Source organism: Micrococcus sp. 140720015-1 (assembly GCF_053627595.1).
In genome coordinates this window covers 266,831-280,357 of the sequence record NZ_JBSEYC010000003.1, presented here as the reverse complement: position 1 = coordinate 280,357, position 13,527 = coordinate 266,831, and the positions used below count along the sequence as shown (strand labels likewise).

Annotated in this window: 18 protein-coding genes; 11 read left to right on the top strand and 7 right to left on the bottom strand. The window is 74.4% G+C overall.

Features of this window, described 5'->3' with window-relative positions; genetic code table 11:
* Position 1: 1 nt before the first annotated feature.
* Positions 2 to 664 (bottom strand): N-acetyltransferase family protein, encoded by a 663-nt coding sequence (locus tag ACUXPL_RS06840; RefSeq protein ID WP_454182779.1) that lies wholly within the window; start codon positions 662 to 664, stop codon positions 2 to 4.
* 86 nt (positions 665 to 750) lie between these two features.
* On the opposite strand from ACUXPL_RS06840, the gene ACUXPL_RS06835 reads away from it, so the two are divergent.
* The 6 genes from ACUXPL_RS06835 (at position 751) to ACUXPL_RS06810 (ending at position 5,850) form a co-directional block, all read left to right on the top strand.
* Positions 751 to 2,214, top strand: coding sequence for an FAD-binding oxidoreductase (locus ACUXPL_RS06835; protein WP_454182777.1), 1,464 nt, complete (start codon positions 751 to 753; stop codon positions 2,212 to 2,214).
* Positions 2,211 to 2,675, top strand: coding sequence for an acyl-CoA thioesterase (locus tag ACUXPL_RS06830; RefSeq protein ID WP_454182775.1), 465 nt, complete (start codon positions 2,211 to 2,213; stop codon positions 2,673 to 2,675). The genes ACUXPL_RS06835 and ACUXPL_RS06830 overlap by 4 nt, the downstream gene beginning before the upstream one ends.
* Positions 2,676 to 2,846: 171 nt before the next feature.
* Entirely contained in the window at positions 2,847 to 3,239 is a 393-nt protein-coding gene (locus ACUXPL_RS06825; RefSeq protein ID WP_219338310.1) for a hypothetical protein, read from the top strand.
* Between the two features lie 32 nt (positions 3,240 to 3,271).
* Positions 3,272 to 3,958: a hypothetical protein gene (locus tag ACUXPL_RS06820; RefSeq protein WP_454182773.1), complete on the top strand. Its 687-nt coding sequence runs from the start codon at positions 3,272 to 3,274 to the stop codon at positions 3,956 to 3,958.
* Positions 3,959 to 4,055: 97 nt separating this feature from the next.
* Positions 4,056 to 4,898 (top strand): GTP pyrophosphokinase, encoded by an 843-nt coding sequence (locus ACUXPL_RS06815; RefSeq protein ID WP_180536422.1) that lies wholly within the window; start codon positions 4,056 to 4,058, stop codon positions 4,896 to 4,898.
* 172 nt (positions 4,899 to 5,070) lie between these two features.
* Complete coding sequence (locus ACUXPL_RS06810) at positions 5,071 to 5,850, top strand: TVP38/TMEM64 family protein (RefSeq protein WP_454182771.1); 780 nt, start codon at positions 5,071 to 5,073, stop codon at positions 5,848 to 5,850.
* Between the two features lie 17 nt (positions 5,851 to 5,867).
* Here the strand turns inward: ACUXPL_RS06810 and ACUXPL_RS06805 are convergent, their stop codons facing one another.
* Together ACUXPL_RS06805 and ACUXPL_RS06800 are read right to left on the bottom strand one after the other, a co-directional pair.
* On the bottom strand, positions 5,868 to 6,293 hold the full coding sequence (locus ACUXPL_RS06805; RefSeq protein ID WP_180536424.1) for an iron chaperone: 426 nt from the start codon (positions 6,291 to 6,293) through the stop codon (positions 5,868 to 5,870).
* Positions 6,294 to 6,394: 101 nt separating this feature from the next.
* Positions 6,395 to 6,751 carry an ArsR/SmtB family transcription factor gene (locus ACUXPL_RS06800; RefSeq protein ID WP_180536426.1) on the bottom strand — a complete coding sequence of 119 codons (357 nt, stop codon included), beginning with the start codon at positions 6,749 to 6,751 and terminating at the stop codon, positions 6,395 to 6,397.
* Between the two features lie 130 nt (positions 6,752 to 6,881).
* Between ACUXPL_RS06800 and arsB the strand changes: the two genes are divergently transcribed.
* Positions 6,882 to 8,024 carry an ACR3 family arsenite efflux transporter gene (gene arsB, locus ACUXPL_RS06795; RefSeq protein WP_454182769.1) on the top strand — a complete coding sequence of 381 codons (1,143 nt, stop codon included), beginning with the start codon at positions 6,882 to 6,884 and terminating at the stop codon, positions 8,022 to 8,024.
* A complete protein-coding gene (locus tag ACUXPL_RS06790; protein WP_180536428.1) occupies positions 8,021 to 8,431 on the top strand; it encodes an arsenate reductase ArsC in 411 nt (136 codons plus the stop codon). The genes arsB and ACUXPL_RS06790 overlap by 4 nt, the downstream gene beginning before the upstream one ends.
* Before the next feature lie 36 nt (positions 8,432 to 8,467).
* Here the strand turns inward: ACUXPL_RS06790 and ACUXPL_RS06785 are convergent, their stop codons facing one another.
* From ACUXPL_RS06785 to ACUXPL_RS06775, 3 genes are all read right to left on the bottom strand, one after another.
* A complete protein-coding gene (locus ACUXPL_RS06785; RefSeq protein ID WP_454182767.1) occupies positions 8,468 to 9,022 on the bottom strand; it encodes a TIGR03086 family metal-binding protein in 555 nt (184 codons plus the stop codon).
* Positions 9,023 to 9,032: 10 nt separating this feature from the next.
* The gene (locus ACUXPL_RS06780) at positions 9,033 to 10,274 is read right to left on the bottom strand and encodes a polysaccharide deacetylase family protein (RefSeq protein ID WP_454182765.1); all 1,242 of its coding nucleotides are present in this window, start codon (positions 10,272 to 10,274) and stop codon (positions 9,033 to 9,035) included.
* A 261-nt stretch (positions 10,275 to 10,535) separates the two neighbouring features.
* Complete coding sequence (locus ACUXPL_RS06775; RefSeq protein WP_180536434.1) at positions 10,536 to 11,018, bottom strand: MarR family winged helix-turn-helix transcriptional regulator; 483 nt, start codon at positions 11,016 to 11,018, stop codon at positions 10,536 to 10,538.
* A 115-nt stretch (positions 11,019 to 11,133) separates the two neighbouring features.
* Here ACUXPL_RS06775 and ACUXPL_RS06770 point away from each other — a divergent pair, with 115 nt between their 5' ends.
* From ACUXPL_RS06770 to ACUXPL_RS06760, 3 genes are all read left to right on the top strand, one after another.
* Positions 11,134 to 12,012: a DODA-type extradiol aromatic ring-opening family dioxygenase gene (locus ACUXPL_RS06770; RefSeq protein ID WP_454182762.1), complete on the top strand. Its 879-nt coding sequence runs from the start codon at positions 11,134 to 11,136 to the stop codon at positions 12,010 to 12,012.
* Between the two features lie 77 nt (positions 12,013 to 12,089).
* Positions 12,090 to 12,230 carry a hypothetical protein gene (locus tag ACUXPL_RS06765; protein ID WP_179288595.1) on the top strand — a complete coding sequence of 47 codons (141 nt, stop codon included), beginning with the start codon at positions 12,090 to 12,092 and terminating at the stop codon, positions 12,228 to 12,230.
* Between the two features lie 29 nt (positions 12,231 to 12,259).
* Positions 12,260 to 12,790 (top strand): SgcJ/EcaC family oxidoreductase, encoded by a 531-nt coding sequence (locus ACUXPL_RS06760; RefSeq protein ID WP_454182760.1) that lies wholly within the window; start codon positions 12,260 to 12,262, stop codon positions 12,788 to 12,790.
* Positions 12,791 to 12,934: 144 nt separating this feature from the next.
* Here the strand turns inward: ACUXPL_RS06760 and ACUXPL_RS06755 are convergent, their stop codons facing one another.
* Positions 12,935 to 13,495: a GNAT family N-acetyltransferase gene (locus ACUXPL_RS06755; RefSeq protein WP_454182758.1), complete on the bottom strand. Its 561-nt coding sequence runs from the start codon at positions 13,493 to 13,495 to the stop codon at positions 12,935 to 12,937.
* Positions 13,496 to 13,527 lie beyond the last annotated feature (32 nt).

Genomic DNA, 13,527 nt, shown 5'->3' with positions numbered 1-13,527 from the left:
CTCAGGCCTCCCAGCGCAGGCAGGTCAGGGGCTCGCCCCCGGGCACGGGCACGTGGCCGGTGGCGCGGAAGCCGAGCCGCTCATAGAACGGGACGGTGGCGGGCACGGACGCCTCGAGGTGCACGGGCAGGCCCGCCGCGCGGCGCTGGCCGTGGCGCACCAGCGCGCTCGCCGCCCCGCGTCCGCGGGCGGACGGGACGGTGCCGACCTCCTCGAGGTACCAGTGCCGGCCCGCCGGGCGGGCCCGCTCGCAGGCGGCCTGGATGCGCTTCAGGGTCAGGGCGTGGCGGCCGTGGACGGCGACGGCGGTGGGCAGCCCCGCCAGCAGGCCCGGCACGTCGACCCCGCGGGGTGCGGCGGGGGAGGTCCACACGGCGGCGCCGAGCAGCGTGCCGTCGTCGGCGTCCACGGCGACGTCCACGGCGCCGAGCGGGGCGCCGTCGGCACCCGCGCGCAGCCCGTGGCGCACGGCGGCGGTGAACTTGCGCTCGAGGCGGGCCTCGCGCCGGTCCTCGGGCACGAGCCCGAGCGTGTACGGGTCCGTGGCGAAGGCCTCGGCGAGGACGGCGCCCACGCGGCGGGCGGCGTCCTCGCGGGCTCCACCCGGGCGCAGGGTGAGCACGTGGACGCGGGGGCGCGGCGCAGCGGGGTCCGGGGAGGTCATGGCCGCCAGTCTAGGGACGGGGCCGGGCGCGTCATCAGACCGGCCGACGCACGTTCCACCCCGTGTGATCGGCGACACTGGTGGACATGGACTCCTCCGCACCCCTCGACCCGACCCCTGCCGCCCCGCCTGCCGCGGACGCCCCGCCCGCCGACGTCGTCGCCCGCCTGCAGGCGGAGCTGCCCGGCCGCGTGGACGTCTCCCTCGCCGCACTCGAGGCCGCCCGGGCGGACCGCTCGGGACACCGCTCCCCTACCGCGCCGCTGGCCGTGGTCCGCGCGCGGACGGTGGAGGACGTGCAGGCCGCGTGCCGGATCGCGCACGCCACCCGCACCCCGCTGGTCACCCGCGGAGCGGGCACGGGGCTGGCCGGCGGCGCCGTCGCGGGGGCGGGCGAGATCGTCCTGGACATGACCGCGATGGACCGGATCCTGGAGGTCTCCCCCGCGGACCGCGTGGCCGTCGTCGAGCCGGGGATCCTCAACGGGGCGCTGAACGCCGCGCTCGCCGAGCACGGGCTGTGGTGGGCCCCGGACCCCGCGTCGAAGGACATCTCCACGGTGGGCGGCAACATCGCGATGAACGCCGGCGGGCTGCTGTGCGCCAAGTACGGCGTCACGCGCGAGGCGGTGCTGGGCCTGGACGTGGTGCTCGCGGACGGCACCCTGCTGCGGCTGGGCCACCGCACCGTCAAGGGGGTGACCGGCTACGACCTGGTCGCGCTGATGATCGGCTCGGAGGGCACGCTCGGCGTGATCGTGGGTGCGACGCTGGCGCTGCGGCCGGCCGTGCGCGGCGTGCCGGTGACGCTCGGCGGGTTCTTCCCGGACGTCGTCGCGGGCGCCGCCGCGGCCGAGGCGATCACCGGGGCCGGTCACGTGCCCGCCCTGATGGAGCTGATGGACGAGGCGACGCTCGCCGCGGTGCGCGCGCACGCGGGGGCCGAACGCGGGGCCGCCCTGCCCGAGTCCGGCGCGTTCCTGCTGGTGCAGGCCGACGGCGCCGGCGCCGAGGCGGACGGGGAGGCCATGGCCGCCCTCATGCGCGCCCACGGCGGGGACGTCACCGTGACCGTGGACCCCGCCGAGGGGGAGGCCCTCATGGCCCTGCGCCGCACCGCGTTCCCCGCGCTCGAGCGCCTCGGCACCCCGCTCGTGGAGGACGTGGCCGTCCCCCGCAGCCGCATGGCCGAGATGTTCGCGCGGATCCGTGAGATCGAGGCACGCACCGGCGTCGCCATTCCCACCACGGCCCACGCCGGGGACGGCAACCTGCACCCGATCCTGCTGTTCGGCGAGGCGGCGCAGGTGGGTGGCAAGGCCGAGGACGCCGCGTCGATCCCGGCGGACGTGTGGGAGGCCGCCGGCGAGCTATTCCGCGCGGGCCTGGAACTCGGCGGCACGCTCACCGGCGAACACGGCGTGGGCCTGCTCAAGCGCGCGTTCCTGCGGGACGAGCTCGGCGACGCCCAGCACGACCTCCAGCAGCGCATCAAGGCCGTGTTCGACCCGCACGGCATCCTCAACCCAGGAAAGGTGTTCACCCCGTGACGCAGCCGACCACCCCCGAGACCCCCGCCGACGCCGGCACGCCGACCCCGTTCGAGGTCGGGCTGCAGCTGCGCTGGTCCGACGAGGACCGCTACGGCCACGTCAACAACGCCCGACTGCTCACCCTCACCGAGGAGGCGCGCGTGCGCGCCCTGGCCGCGTGGGCCACGACGACGGCGTCCGGGGACGTCCAGCGCGTCGTGCGGTCCATGGAGGTCCAGTACGAGGCGCCCGTGGTCTACGCCGGGCCCGAGGTGACGGCGCGGGTGTGGATCCTGCGGATCGGCCGGACGTCCTTCACGCTGCGCCACGAGCTGTGGCAGGACGGGCGGCGCTGCGTGCTGTGCGACGCCGTGTTCGTGCAGGTGGACCCGGCGACCGGGCGGTCGGTGGCGCTGGCCGAGGACGAGCGGGCCACGCTCGAGCGGGTCCTGATCCCCGCCGAGGCCGACGCCACCTGACCGGGGGGTGACGCCGACCGGGCGGGCCCGCCGGGCTGCGTGCCGCCGTCGTCGCGCGGGCCCGCCGAGCCGCGGGGACCGCCGTCGCGGAGGCCATCGATGCTGTCATGGAGAGTGGGATCCAGCGTGGGATCTCTGGTGTGATCCGCTCTGTGAGCCTAGGATAGCCCCATGACCCTCTCCACGACGTCGCCCGGCCTGGACTCCTACCGCAACTCCGTCACCTTCGACGTCCCCGCCCTGACCTCCGGCCTGCGGGACCTCCTCGGGGCACGGCTGGTGGCGTACCTCGGCGGCGTGAAGGAGACGCGCGCGGTGCGGCAGTGGGCTGAGGGAGTGCGCCGCCCCTCGGACGCCGTGGTCCACCGCCTCCGCCTGGCCTACCAGGTATGCGGCATCCTGCGGGAACCGGGCAACTCGCCGGCCATCGTCCAGGCATGGTTCCAGGGAGCGAACCCACAGCTCGAGGATCGCTCTCCCGCGCGCACGCTCGTGGAAGAGGACCCCACGGCGGCGAGTCCTCAGGTGCTCGCGGCGGCCCGTGCCTTCGCCCGCGTCGGATGAAGATCCAGCACACATCGCGCGAGGTCTGGCGCGTGGGATATCCGCCCGACCCGTGGCAGTGGGCCGACTGGAAATGGGCGGCCCCAGAGGGACGCTTCCAAGGACGCTGGGACGCGTTGGACGGCGGGTTGTACCGCACCCTCTACGTCGGCGGTTCGCTCTTCGCATGCCTGGTGGAGCTGCTCGCGCCGCTTCGGCCGGACCCCGTGCTGGCTGAGCGTCTGGGCGAGATCACCGTCGAGCCCGAGGACGCAGCACAGGCCCCGACCGAGGAGCCGGGCGTCATCGACGTCGACGACTGGACGGCACGCCGGCGCGCGGGCTCGGCACACCTCACCGGGCGATTCTGCGTGGTGACGGCCTTCGAGACCATCGCGGCACTCCGCCCCCGATTCGCCGGCATCGCGACGGGCGTGCACGGACTTGCCGACTTCGACGCGGCCGCCCTCAAGGACGCCCGTCCACGACTGCTCACCCAAGCCGTCTCCCAACACCTGTGGGAGATGCGCCAGAAGGACGGGGCGGACCTCTGCGACGGGGTCGAATTCCTCTCCCGACACGGGGACGACCTCCCCCTCTGGGCGGTGTTCGAGCGCCCGGGTGACGGGGAGATCAGTCCGCACCTCACCGGCACGGCGGAGCATGCGCTCACCCGTGACACCCCGGACCTGGTGCGCGCCTTCGAGCTGCACGGGCTGCGCATGCGTCCGCGCCCATGATCTGACGCCCGCAGCCCGTCCGCGGGCCCGGCCCCGGCCGCCTGCACCCTGTGGACGGCCAGCCGTCTCGCAGGATCCCGCCGTAGGCTCTGAGGCCATGGAGCAGGACCCTTCCCCGGACGCGCCCGTGCCCTCGGCGGACGTCGAGGCGCTGCGCGGCACCCCCGTGTCCGAGTTGACGCAGCTCTCCCCCGTGATGTCCGTGGCGTTGGATCGGCTGCGCAAGGACGTCGAGCGTTTCGACCTCGAGTACCGCTCGGCCCTGCTCCAGGTGGAGGCGCGGCTCGAGGTGCTGCGGGACGAGTTCACGCACCTGCACGACTACAACCCCATCGAGCACATCGTCACGCGGGTGAAGTCGCCGGAGTCGATCCTGCGCAAGGCCTCCGCCCGCGGGCTGTCCCTGGACCTGGACGCGCTGCGCACCAACGTCACGGACATCGCCGGGGCGCGCGTGATCGTCAGCTTCGCCCGGGACGTGTACCGCGTGTTCCGCCAGTTCACGCAGCAGCCGGACATCCGGGTGCTCGAGGTGGAGGACTACATCTCCCGGCCCAAGCCCTCGGGCTACCGCAGCCTGCACTGCCTCGTGCAGGTGCCGATCCACCTGTCCACCGGCACGATCCCGGTGACCGTGGAGATGCAGTTCCGCACGAGCGCCATGGACTTCTGGGCCACGCTCGAGCACAAGATCAACTACAAGTTCGACGGCGGCGTGCCCCCGGACATCGCGACCGAGCTCGTGGCCGCCGCCCGCGTGGCCGCGGACCTGGACACCCGCATGGAGCGCCTGCACGACCAGGTGCAGGAGACCGACAGGGACGACGACGCCGCCGCGGCCTGGGAGGACGACGGCGGTCCCGCCTTCGAGGACGAGCCGGCGGCGGGGCCGGGCGAGGCGCGGCCGGGTGACGACGCGCCCGGCGCGTCCACCGTCTGAGCCCCTCCGTCCACACCCGGCGGGCCGCGTGCACAGGGTTCTCCACAGAGTTGTCCACAGGTGTGGATGAGTCACACGCGTGTGATCCACCGACGCCGAGCAGGGTGTGGCCGCAGACCAGGGAGGACATGCGGACGGAACGGGGCGGGGCGACTCCCGGTAGCCTGAGCCGATGCCCTCCACCGCCGTGCCGCCGCGCGACTCCGGCGCCGCCTCCACCCTGCCCGCCCGCACCGGGCACCGCGGGGTGTCGATCCTGCGCACCGCCGCCCTCGTCCTCGTGGTGGCGGCGTTCGTGTGGCTCGCACTCACCGTGCGCCTGCCCGGCGTGGACGAGCTGCGCACCCAGCTCGACGGCTTCGGCTGGTGGAGCTGGCTGGCGTTCACCGTGCTGTACGCGGCCGTGGCGCTCACCCCCATCCCCGTGACGATCATGGCGGTCACCGCCGGTGTGCTCTTCGGCGCGATCGAGGGGACGGTGCTGTCCGTGGTCGGAGCCCTGCTGGGCTCGCTCGGGGCGTACGGCATCGCGCGCGCGGTCGGGCGCGAGGTGGTCCTGCGCTGGCTCGGCCGCCACGCCGAGACCGTGGAGCGGCGGCTCGAGGACACCGGGTTCCTCGCCCTGCTGACCCTGCGCGTCGCCCCGGGGCTGCCGTACTGGCCCGTGAACTACGGGGCGGGCGCGCTCGCCGTGCCACTGGGGATCTTCGCCGGTTCCACCGCGGTCGGCGTGATCCCCGGACAGCTCTCCCTCGTGGCGATGGGGGCGTTCGCGGTGCGCCCGGGCGTCGTGAACGGCGTGCTGCTCGGGGTGGGCTGGCTCACCGTGGGCGGTCTGACCCTGTGGGCGGTGCGCCACTGGCGACGGGCGGCCCGGTCCGCGGAGGGGCCGGAGAGCCCGCAGAGTGGTCACGACACGCCGTCTCCCCGTGCGCGACGCGGCGTGTCGTGACCACTCTGCGCCGGACGTCAGCCGACGGCGCGGCGCACCAGATCGGCGATCCGGGCCCGGACGTCGTCGTCGAGGGCGGTCAGGGCGAACGACGTCGGCCACATGACGCCGTCGTCGAGCCTCGCCCCCTCGTTGAAGCCGAGGGTCGTGTACCGCACGCCGAACTTGCTGCTGACCTGCAGGAACACGAGCACGTCCGTGCCGCGCGCGTAGGCGGGCATGCCGTACCAGGTGCGGGGTTCGAGCTCCGGGGCCACCTCCGTGACGATCCGGTGCACCCCCACCGCCATGGCGCGGTCCTGCTCGGGCATCTCCTCGATCTTCGCCAGCAGGTCCTGCAGGGCGTCGGCCTTCTTCCTGCCGCCGCGCTGGGCGCGCAGCTCCTGCGCGCGCTCGGCGATCGCGGCCTGCTCCGCGGCGCTGAAACCGGTGGACTCGCTCACGGTGCCTCCTGGGGTGCGGGGACGGGCCGGGGCGACGGCGTCGCAGGCCCGCGTCCATCCTCCCGCACTCCTCCCGCACCGCAGGAGGGGCCAGGCCCGGCTCAGCCGAGGTCGAGGATGCGGCGCAGCCGCGCGAAGGCCTCCGGTACCACCGTGTAGTGCGCCCACCGGCCGCGCTGCTCGCGGGTGACCAGGCCGGCGTCGACGAGCCGCTTCATGTGGTGGCTGACCGTGGGCTGCGCGATCCCCAGCTCGGCGGTGAGGTCGCACGCGCAGACGTCGGCACAGCCGCGGGCGGCCACGTGGGAGAGCAGGCGCAGACGCATCGGGTCCGCGAGGGCCTTGAGCAGGACCGCGACGTCGGCTGCCTCCGCCGCCCCGAGGGGACCGTCCGCGAGCGAGCAGCAGCCGTCGGCAGCCGGTGAGGCGGGGCGGGTCACGGGGGTGCAGGAGGTCACGGGCCCACTCTAGTCGCACGCATTGACGTTCATCAATGCGTTGGTCTAGCGTTCACATCGACGCACGTCGATCCGATCTCGTGGCGGCGCCGCCGTCCCGCCGCCCGCCGCCCACCCGAACGAGGCCCGCATGTCCACCACGCCCGCCGTCGCGCCGCCGTCGCCGGCCCCCACCCGCCCCGTCATGGGCACCCTGTCCGTCCTGGACCGGTGGCTGCCGGCGTGGATCCTCCTGGCCATGGCGGCCGGCCTGGCCCTGGGCCGCCTCGTCCCCGGCCTCGACACCACCCTCCACGCCCTCCAGGTCGGGGGCGTCTCCCTCCCGATCGCGCTCGGCCTGCTCGTGATGATGTACCCCGTGCTGGCGAAGGTCCGGTACGACGAGACCCGCCGCATCGCCGCCGACCGCCGGCTCCTGGGGCTCTCGCTCGTCCTGAACTGGCTCGTGGGCCCGGCCCTGATGTTCGCACTCGCGTGGCTGCTCCTGCCGGACCTGCCGGAGTACCGGACCGGGCTGGTCATCGTGGGCCTGGCCCGCTGCATCGCCATGGTGCTGATCTGGAACGACCTGGCGTGCGGCGACCGCGAGGCCGCCGCCGTGCTCGTGGCCGTGAACTCGGTGTTCCAGGTGCTCGCCTTCGGTGCGCTGGGCTGGTTCTACCTGCAGGTGCTGCCGGGCTGGCTGGGGCTCCCGACGACGTCGGCCGAGTTCTCAGCCACCGCGATCGTGGCCTCCGTGCTCGTCTTCCTGGGCGTGCCGCTCGTGGCCGGGGCGCTGACCCGCGTGCTCGGCGAGCGCGCGCGCGGCCGCGCCTGGTATGAGGAGCGGTTCCTGCCGCGCCTCGGCCCGTGGGCGCTGTACGGGCTGCTGTTCACGGTGGTCCTGCTGTTCGCGCTGCAGGGGGACGCGATCACCTCGCGCCCGTGGGACGTGGCCCGGATCGCGCTGCCGCTGCTGGCGTACTTCACGGTCATGTTCCTGGTGGGGCTGTTCGCCTCCCGCGCCGTCGGGCTCGACTACGCCCGGTCCGCCACCGTGGCGTTCACGGCCTCGGGCAACAACTTCGAGCTGGCCATCGCCGTGGCGATCGCGACGTTCGGGGTGCAGTCCGGGCAGGCGCTGGCCGGCGTCGTCGGCCCGCTCATCGAGGTGCCGGTGCTCGTCGGGCTCGTGTCCGTGGCCCGGTGGCTCGGCCCCCGCCTCTTCCCGCAGGACCCCACGGTCCCCACCCCGGCGACGACGTCGCCCGCCCCCGTCAGGAGCCCCCGATGACCGCACCCCGCCCCACCGTCCTCTTCGTCTGCGTACACAACGCAGGCCGCTCCCAGATGGCCGCCGGCTGGCTCGAGCATCTCGCGGGCGGACGCATCGACGTCCGCTCCGCGGGGTCAGCACCGAAGGACGAGGTGAACCCGGCGGCCGTCGCGGTGATGGCCGAGGTGGGGGTCGACCTCGCGGCGAACACCCCGAAGGTGCTCACCCCGGACGCGGTGCGGGGCGCGGACGTGGTGATCACGATGGGCTGCGGGGACGCGTGCCCCGTGTTCCCGGGCACACGCTACGAGGACTGGGCGGTGGCGGATCCCGCCGGCCGCGACGTGGCCACGGTGCGCGGCATCCGGGACGAGATCCGGGCCCGCGTCGAGGCGCTGATCGCGCAGCTCCTGCCCGCGGGCTGACGTGCGGGACTGGCCGGCCGGCGACCCGGGCCCGGCTCAGCCCCGACGGCCCAGGCGGCCGAGCAGGCGGGTCTGCCGGTCGGCGTCATCGGCCACGGGGACGGGCTCGCCCAGGATGCCGGGAGTATAGGCGGCGTCGCCGAACAGTTCCAGCGACTCCTCCACGCAGTCCATCTCCACGTCCGTGAACCGCGCGTCCACGCCCTGTGAGCGGGCCAGGTCCCAACGGTGCACGATCAGGTCGAACGCGTGGAAGCGGATCAGCGCCTCGCCCACGGTCATCTCCCCCAGCGCGGTGTCCATCGGCCGCATGATGAACTCCTCGTCACCGGCGAGGGCGGACATGGCGGCGGCGTGCTTGGCCCACTGGGCGGCCATCTGCTGGCGGGAGCCGTCGAAGAGGGGCACCTCCCGGCCCTGGCGGGCGGCGAAGTCGCGCTGGCCGGCGATCACGTGGTCCAGCAGGTCCAGCGCGTCCCAGCCCTCGCACGGGGTGGCGGCGTCCCAGTCCCGCACCTCACGGACGACGGCGGTGAACGGCTCGGCGGCCGCGTTCCAGCGGGCCTCGACCTCGGTGGCGGGGATGGACATGGTGCTCTCCTCAGGGTCTCGGGGTGCTCGGGGCTGCGGCGGACGACGACGGCGCCGGGCTCGGCTTCTTCGGGCCGCGGATGGACTCGGGGCGGGCCGGGTCCAGGACGGACCGGGGGTCGAAGAACTCCTCCAGCACGGGCCGCTCGCCCGAGACGGCCGCAGCGAGGCTGATGCCGTCCACGTTGATGCGCGAGCCGCGGTAGTAGCCGGGCTCGAGCTGCCCCCATGCCTTGGAGGTGCCGTCCACGAGGAAGAAGGAGCGGTAGCCGAGCTCGCGGAAGTAGCGGTACCGCTCGTTGTCCTCCGTGTACTTGCCGGGGCCGGTGACGTCCGCACCGAACGGGTAGATGAGCATGTCCGTGGGTCCGAGGATCGGCTCGACCTCCTGATGCCAGTGCCCCATGTCGAACTCGAGCTCCTCCATGGTCAGCTTCGGCACCGTCCGGTGGCCCCACGTGTGGGAGGCGAACTCCCAGCCGCTGTCCTTGAGCGCCTCGGCGACCTCCGTGGCGGCCGCGACGTCGGCGTCGAACGTGGGGCTGTCCCCGAACTCGCGGGCCGAGGTGCGGTAGCCGAACACGCCGTCGTAGCCGGTCATGGCCAGCACGCCGCGGGCGCCGTTGAGGCTGAAGTCCGGGTGCTCGGCGAGGAAGTCGTCCAGGCGCGGGACGACGTCGAACGCCCCGACGTGCGTGGTGCCCTCGGCGTCCGTGTACTCGTTGCGGACGCGGCCGTCCTCGGCCACGATCAGGCGGTCCGCGAAGCCGTCGCCGTCCATGTAGAGGTAGTACGAGCAGTCGTCCAGGGAGAGGATCAGCGGGGTGCGGCCCTCGGGGACCATGAGGGTCTTCGGGCGGACGACGTCGTCCTCGCCCACCTCGTACAGCTCGTGCGGGGAGACCAGCACGTAGCCGCGCTCGTAGACCTGCCGGATGACGGCGTCGAACTCGTCCACCGTGACCATGAAGTCCAGGTAGCCGCCGGCCTTGTCGTCGCCGTCGAAGGCGCGGGCCGGGTCCACCACGAGGGAGTGGAAGAACAGGTGCGGCACCCGGGCCACGTCCGGCCAGGCCACCGGGTCGCCGGCGGGCGGCGGTCCAGCGGGGGCGGCGGAGGTGGGCGCGGACGAGGCGGGCTCGGACGACGACGACGGCGCATCCTCCCCGTCCTGCCCGCAGGCGGCCAGCAGTCCCGATCCGAGCAGGGCGGAACCGGCCAGGAGCATCTGTCGACGGGTGGGCGGGGGCATCGGGCACCTTTCTCCGGGGGCACCCATCATCCCAAGGCCGCCCGGCCCGGGACCACCCCTGCCGGGCGGGCGGAGGTGGGAACCGGCCGGGCATGGGAGGCCGGCCGGCGGCGGGACTCGATCCGCTGCAGACGGCCCAGAGTGGTCACGACACGCCGTCTCGCCGTCGGCCATGCGGCGTGTCGCGACCACTCTGCGGGAGGCGGGCCGACGGACGGGCGGGCGGTGGGGACGGCGTGGCCGCGCGCACCCGGTGGGGACTCAGCCCTCCAGGCAGCGGTCCTCGGGGTCGATCGCCCCCATGACCCGCCGGCCGATCGCCGCCAGCTGCCGGACCTGCGCCCGCGTGAGCGGGTCCAGGACCACGCGGCGCACCTCGGCCACGTGCCCGGGGGCGGCCTCCTCGACGGCCGCCCGGCCCGCCACGGTCAGGACCGCGCGGGTGTAGCGGCCGTCGTCCGGGTCCGGCTCCCGCCGCACGAGCCCCCGCTTCTCCAGGCGGGTCACCACCTGGGACAGCCGCGGCAGGGAGCCCGCCGAGAGCCAGGCGAGCTCGCTCATCCGGCGCGTGCCGCCGTCGGCCTCGGAGAGGTTGGCCAGCACGGAGTACTCGAAGTGGGTGAGGCCGACGTCGCGGCGCAGCTGGGCGTCCAGGGTCGGCTCCAGGCGCATGGCCATGCTCATCAGGGCGAGGAACGCGCGGCGCTCCTCCGCGTCCAGCCAGGGGGCGGCGTCGTGGTCCATGGCCGCCACCCTACCCGAAGACACCGCGTGATTCAGTTGCACCGTGAACTGAACCGCCGTATCTTTTACTTCACGCGTGAAGTCAACAGACGCTGTCGTGAGCCAGGAGGACACCATGACCGCCACCATCCAGGACCCGTGGGCGCAGCCCACCCCCGCCGGCGCGTACGACGACCTGCTCGTGCGCGCGCTGCCCCTCACCCGCGCCCAGCGCCGCTGGGAGCCGTCCGACGGACCCCTGCCGGCCCTGTTCGTCAGCCACGGCGCCCCGCCCACCCTGGACGATCCGCAGTGGCTGCAGGACCTGTTCTCCTGGGCTCAGAGCATGCCGAAGCCGCGCGCGATCGTGATCGTGTCCGCGCACTGGGAGGACGCCCCCGTGGCCATCTCGTCCGCGGCCGCCGGCACGCCGCTGGTCTACGACTTCGGCGGCTTCCACCCGCGCTACTACGAGCTGACGTACGCCACCCCGGACGCCACGGACCTCGCCGCCCGCGTGGCCGGCGTCCTCGGCCAGGGCCGGCCCGGCACCGTCCACCAGACCGGCCGCGGGCTCGACCACGGCGCCTACATCCCGCTCATGGCCATGTACCCGGACGCGGACGTCCCCGTGGTCCAGGTGTCCATGCCCTCCCAGGATCCGGCCGCGCTGCTGCGGCTCGGCACCCGGCTGCGTGCCCTGCGGGAGGAGGGCGTGCTCGTGATCGGCTCCGGGTTCATGACGCACTCGTTCGCCGCCATGCGCGACCCCCGCCTGTTCGGCCACGTCGACGCCTTCGACAAGTGGGCCGCCGAGATGACCCACGCCGGCGACGTCGACTCCCTGATCGGGTACCTGGACAAGGCGCCCGGCGCGCTGATCGCCCACCCGACGGCGGACCACTTCGTGCCGCTGCTGCTCACCCTGGGCGCTGCGGACGACCCGAGCTCGGCGCGGACCGTGTTCGACCGCTTCGTGTTCAGCAACCACATCCGCAGCTTCAGCGTCGACTGAGCGCCGACTGGGAGGCGCCTTCGACGCGCACCGACGCACGCGCCCCTCGCGCCGTGCCGCATGCCACACTGGCGAGCGTGACCCGACGTCCGGATGCGCCGCCCCCGGCCGACCCGCGCATGCGTGCGGCCCTGCGCGCCGTGCTCACGGTCCTGGCCGTGATGGCGGTGCTGTTCGCCGCCGTCGTGCTGATGCTGGCCTACGGGCCCGCCCGCTGAACCCGTCCTTCCCCGATCCAGGAGCAGCCATGGCCCCCGCGGACCCCACCGCCGACGCCGCGGCCCGGCCGACCGGCCCCGCCGCGGTGGCCGAGGCCTTCGCGGCAGCCTGGAACGCCGCCGACGCCGACGCGCTCGCCGACCTGTTCGCCGAGGACGCGGACTTCGTGAACGTGGTGGGTGTGTGGTGGACGCGGCGGCGGCAGATCCGGGTGAACCACGCGCTCGGCTTCCGCTGGATGTTCCCGGCCTCCCGGCTCATGCTCGGGCAGGTGCGCGTGCGCGAGCTCGGGGACGTGGCGGTGGTGCACGCGCCGTGGACCATGACGGGGCAGACCGCGCCCGACGGCGACGAGGCCGGCGAGCGCACCGGCGTCCTGCTGCTCGTGGTGCGCCGCACCGAGGCCGGGGCGTGGGAGGCGGTGGCCGGGCAGAACACGGATTCCGTGCCCGAGGCGCAGACCCACCTGGCCGACGACGACGGGCTGGCCGCGGTGCACTACCACCCGTCGGCGTGGATCGATCCCGACGACGACCCCGACGGCCCGGAGGCCTGCTGAGGGGCGGCGACCGGCCGCACCCGGCGGTGCAGACGGTCGGGGCGCCACAGAGTGGTCACGACACGCCGTCTCCCGGAGAGCGACGCGGCGTGTCGTGACCACTTTCGGGCAGTCCGCGGCGGTCGCCGCCGGCGGCCCCGCCCGTCAGCCCAGGCTCTTCAGCCGCACCCAGTCGTCCTCGACCCGCTCTCCGCCGACCACGAACTGCCGCGCCCCGACCGTCTCGAAGCCGAGGCGCTCGTAGAACCGGTTGGCCCGCGCGTTCTGCGCGTTCGTGCCGAGCCACACGTGCCGGAACCCCAGCCGCCGCAGCCGCTCCACGCCGTCGTGCACGAGGGCCTCGGCCAGCCCGGTGCCGCGCCCCTCGGCGAGCACGTACAGCTTCGAGAGGTGGCCGGCCGGCACGTCGCCGAGCCGCTCCGTGACGGGCGCCTCGGGGGTCGCGGCGGTCTCGTACATGGCGTAGCCGAGCAGGGCCTCCGGGGCGTCGGCCGCGGCGCCCACGAGCACGATCCGCTCCGGGTCCGCGATCCACGCGGCCACGGCGGCCTCGCTCAGGTGCAGCGCGATGTGCGCCTCCACCGCGGCCCGCGGCAGCGAGGCCGGGGAGGCGTCCGGGAAGGTGGCCGCGGCGATCGCGGCGATCGCGGGCGCGTCCTCGGGGCGGGCCGGACGGACGACGGCGGCGCGGGGTGCGGAGGTCATCCCCGGACGGTACCGCCGCGGCAGGGCCGCGG

What these genes read in the sequence shown, in the direction of transcription:
- ACUXPL_RS06840 (WP_454182779.1), bottom strand. Translation starts at nt 664, where the DNA reads ATGACCTCCCCGGACCCCGCTGCGCCGCGCCCCCGCGTCCACGTGCTC.
- ACUXPL_RS06835 (WP_454182777.1), top strand. Translation starts at nt 751, where the DNA reads ATGGACTCCTCCGCACCCCTCGACCCGACCCCTGCCGCCCCGCCTGCC.
- ACUXPL_RS06825 (WP_219338310.1), top strand. Translation starts at nt 2,847, where the DNA reads ATGACCCTCTCCACGACGTCGCCCGGCCTGGACTCCTACCGCAACTCC.
- ACUXPL_RS06815 (WP_180536422.1), top strand. Translation starts at nt 4,056, where the DNA reads ATGGAGCAGGACCCTTCCCCGGACGCGCCCGTGCCCTCGGCGGACGTC.
- ACUXPL_RS06810 (WP_454182771.1), top strand. Translation starts at nt 5,071, where the DNA reads ATGCCCTCCACCGCCGTGCCGCCGCGCGACTCCGGCGCCGCCTCCACC.
- arsB (WP_454182769.1), top strand. Translation starts at nt 6,882, where the DNA reads ATGTCCACCACGCCCGCCGTCGCGCCGCCGTCGCCGGCCCCCACCCGC.
- ACUXPL_RS06790 (WP_180536428.1), top strand. Translation starts at nt 8,021, where the DNA reads ATGACCGCACCCCGCCCCACCGTCCTCTTCGTCTGCGTACACAACGCA.
- ACUXPL_RS06785 (WP_454182767.1), bottom strand. Translation starts at nt 9,022, where the DNA reads ATGTCCATCCCCGCCACCGAGGTCGAGGCCCGCTGGAACGCGGCCGCC.
- ACUXPL_RS06780 (WP_454182765.1), bottom strand. Translation starts at nt 10,274, where the DNA reads ATGCCCCCGCCCACCCGTCGACAGATGCTCCTGGCCGGTTCCGCCCTG.
- ACUXPL_RS06775 (WP_180536434.1), bottom strand. Translation starts at nt 11,018, where the DNA reads ATGGACCACGACGCCGCCCCCTGGCTGGACGCGGAGGAGCGCCGCGCG.
- ACUXPL_RS06770 (WP_454182762.1), top strand. Translation starts at nt 11,134, where the DNA reads ATGACCGCCACCATCCAGGACCCGTGGGCGCAGCCCACCCCCGCCGGC.
- ACUXPL_RS06760 (WP_454182760.1), top strand. Translation starts at nt 12,260, where the DNA reads ATGGCCCCCGCGGACCCCACCGCCGACGCCGCGGCCCGGCCGACCGGC.
- ACUXPL_RS06755 (WP_454182758.1), bottom strand. Translation starts at nt 13,495, where the DNA reads ATGACCTCCGCACCCCGCGCCGCCGTCGTCCGTCCGGCCCGCCCCGAG.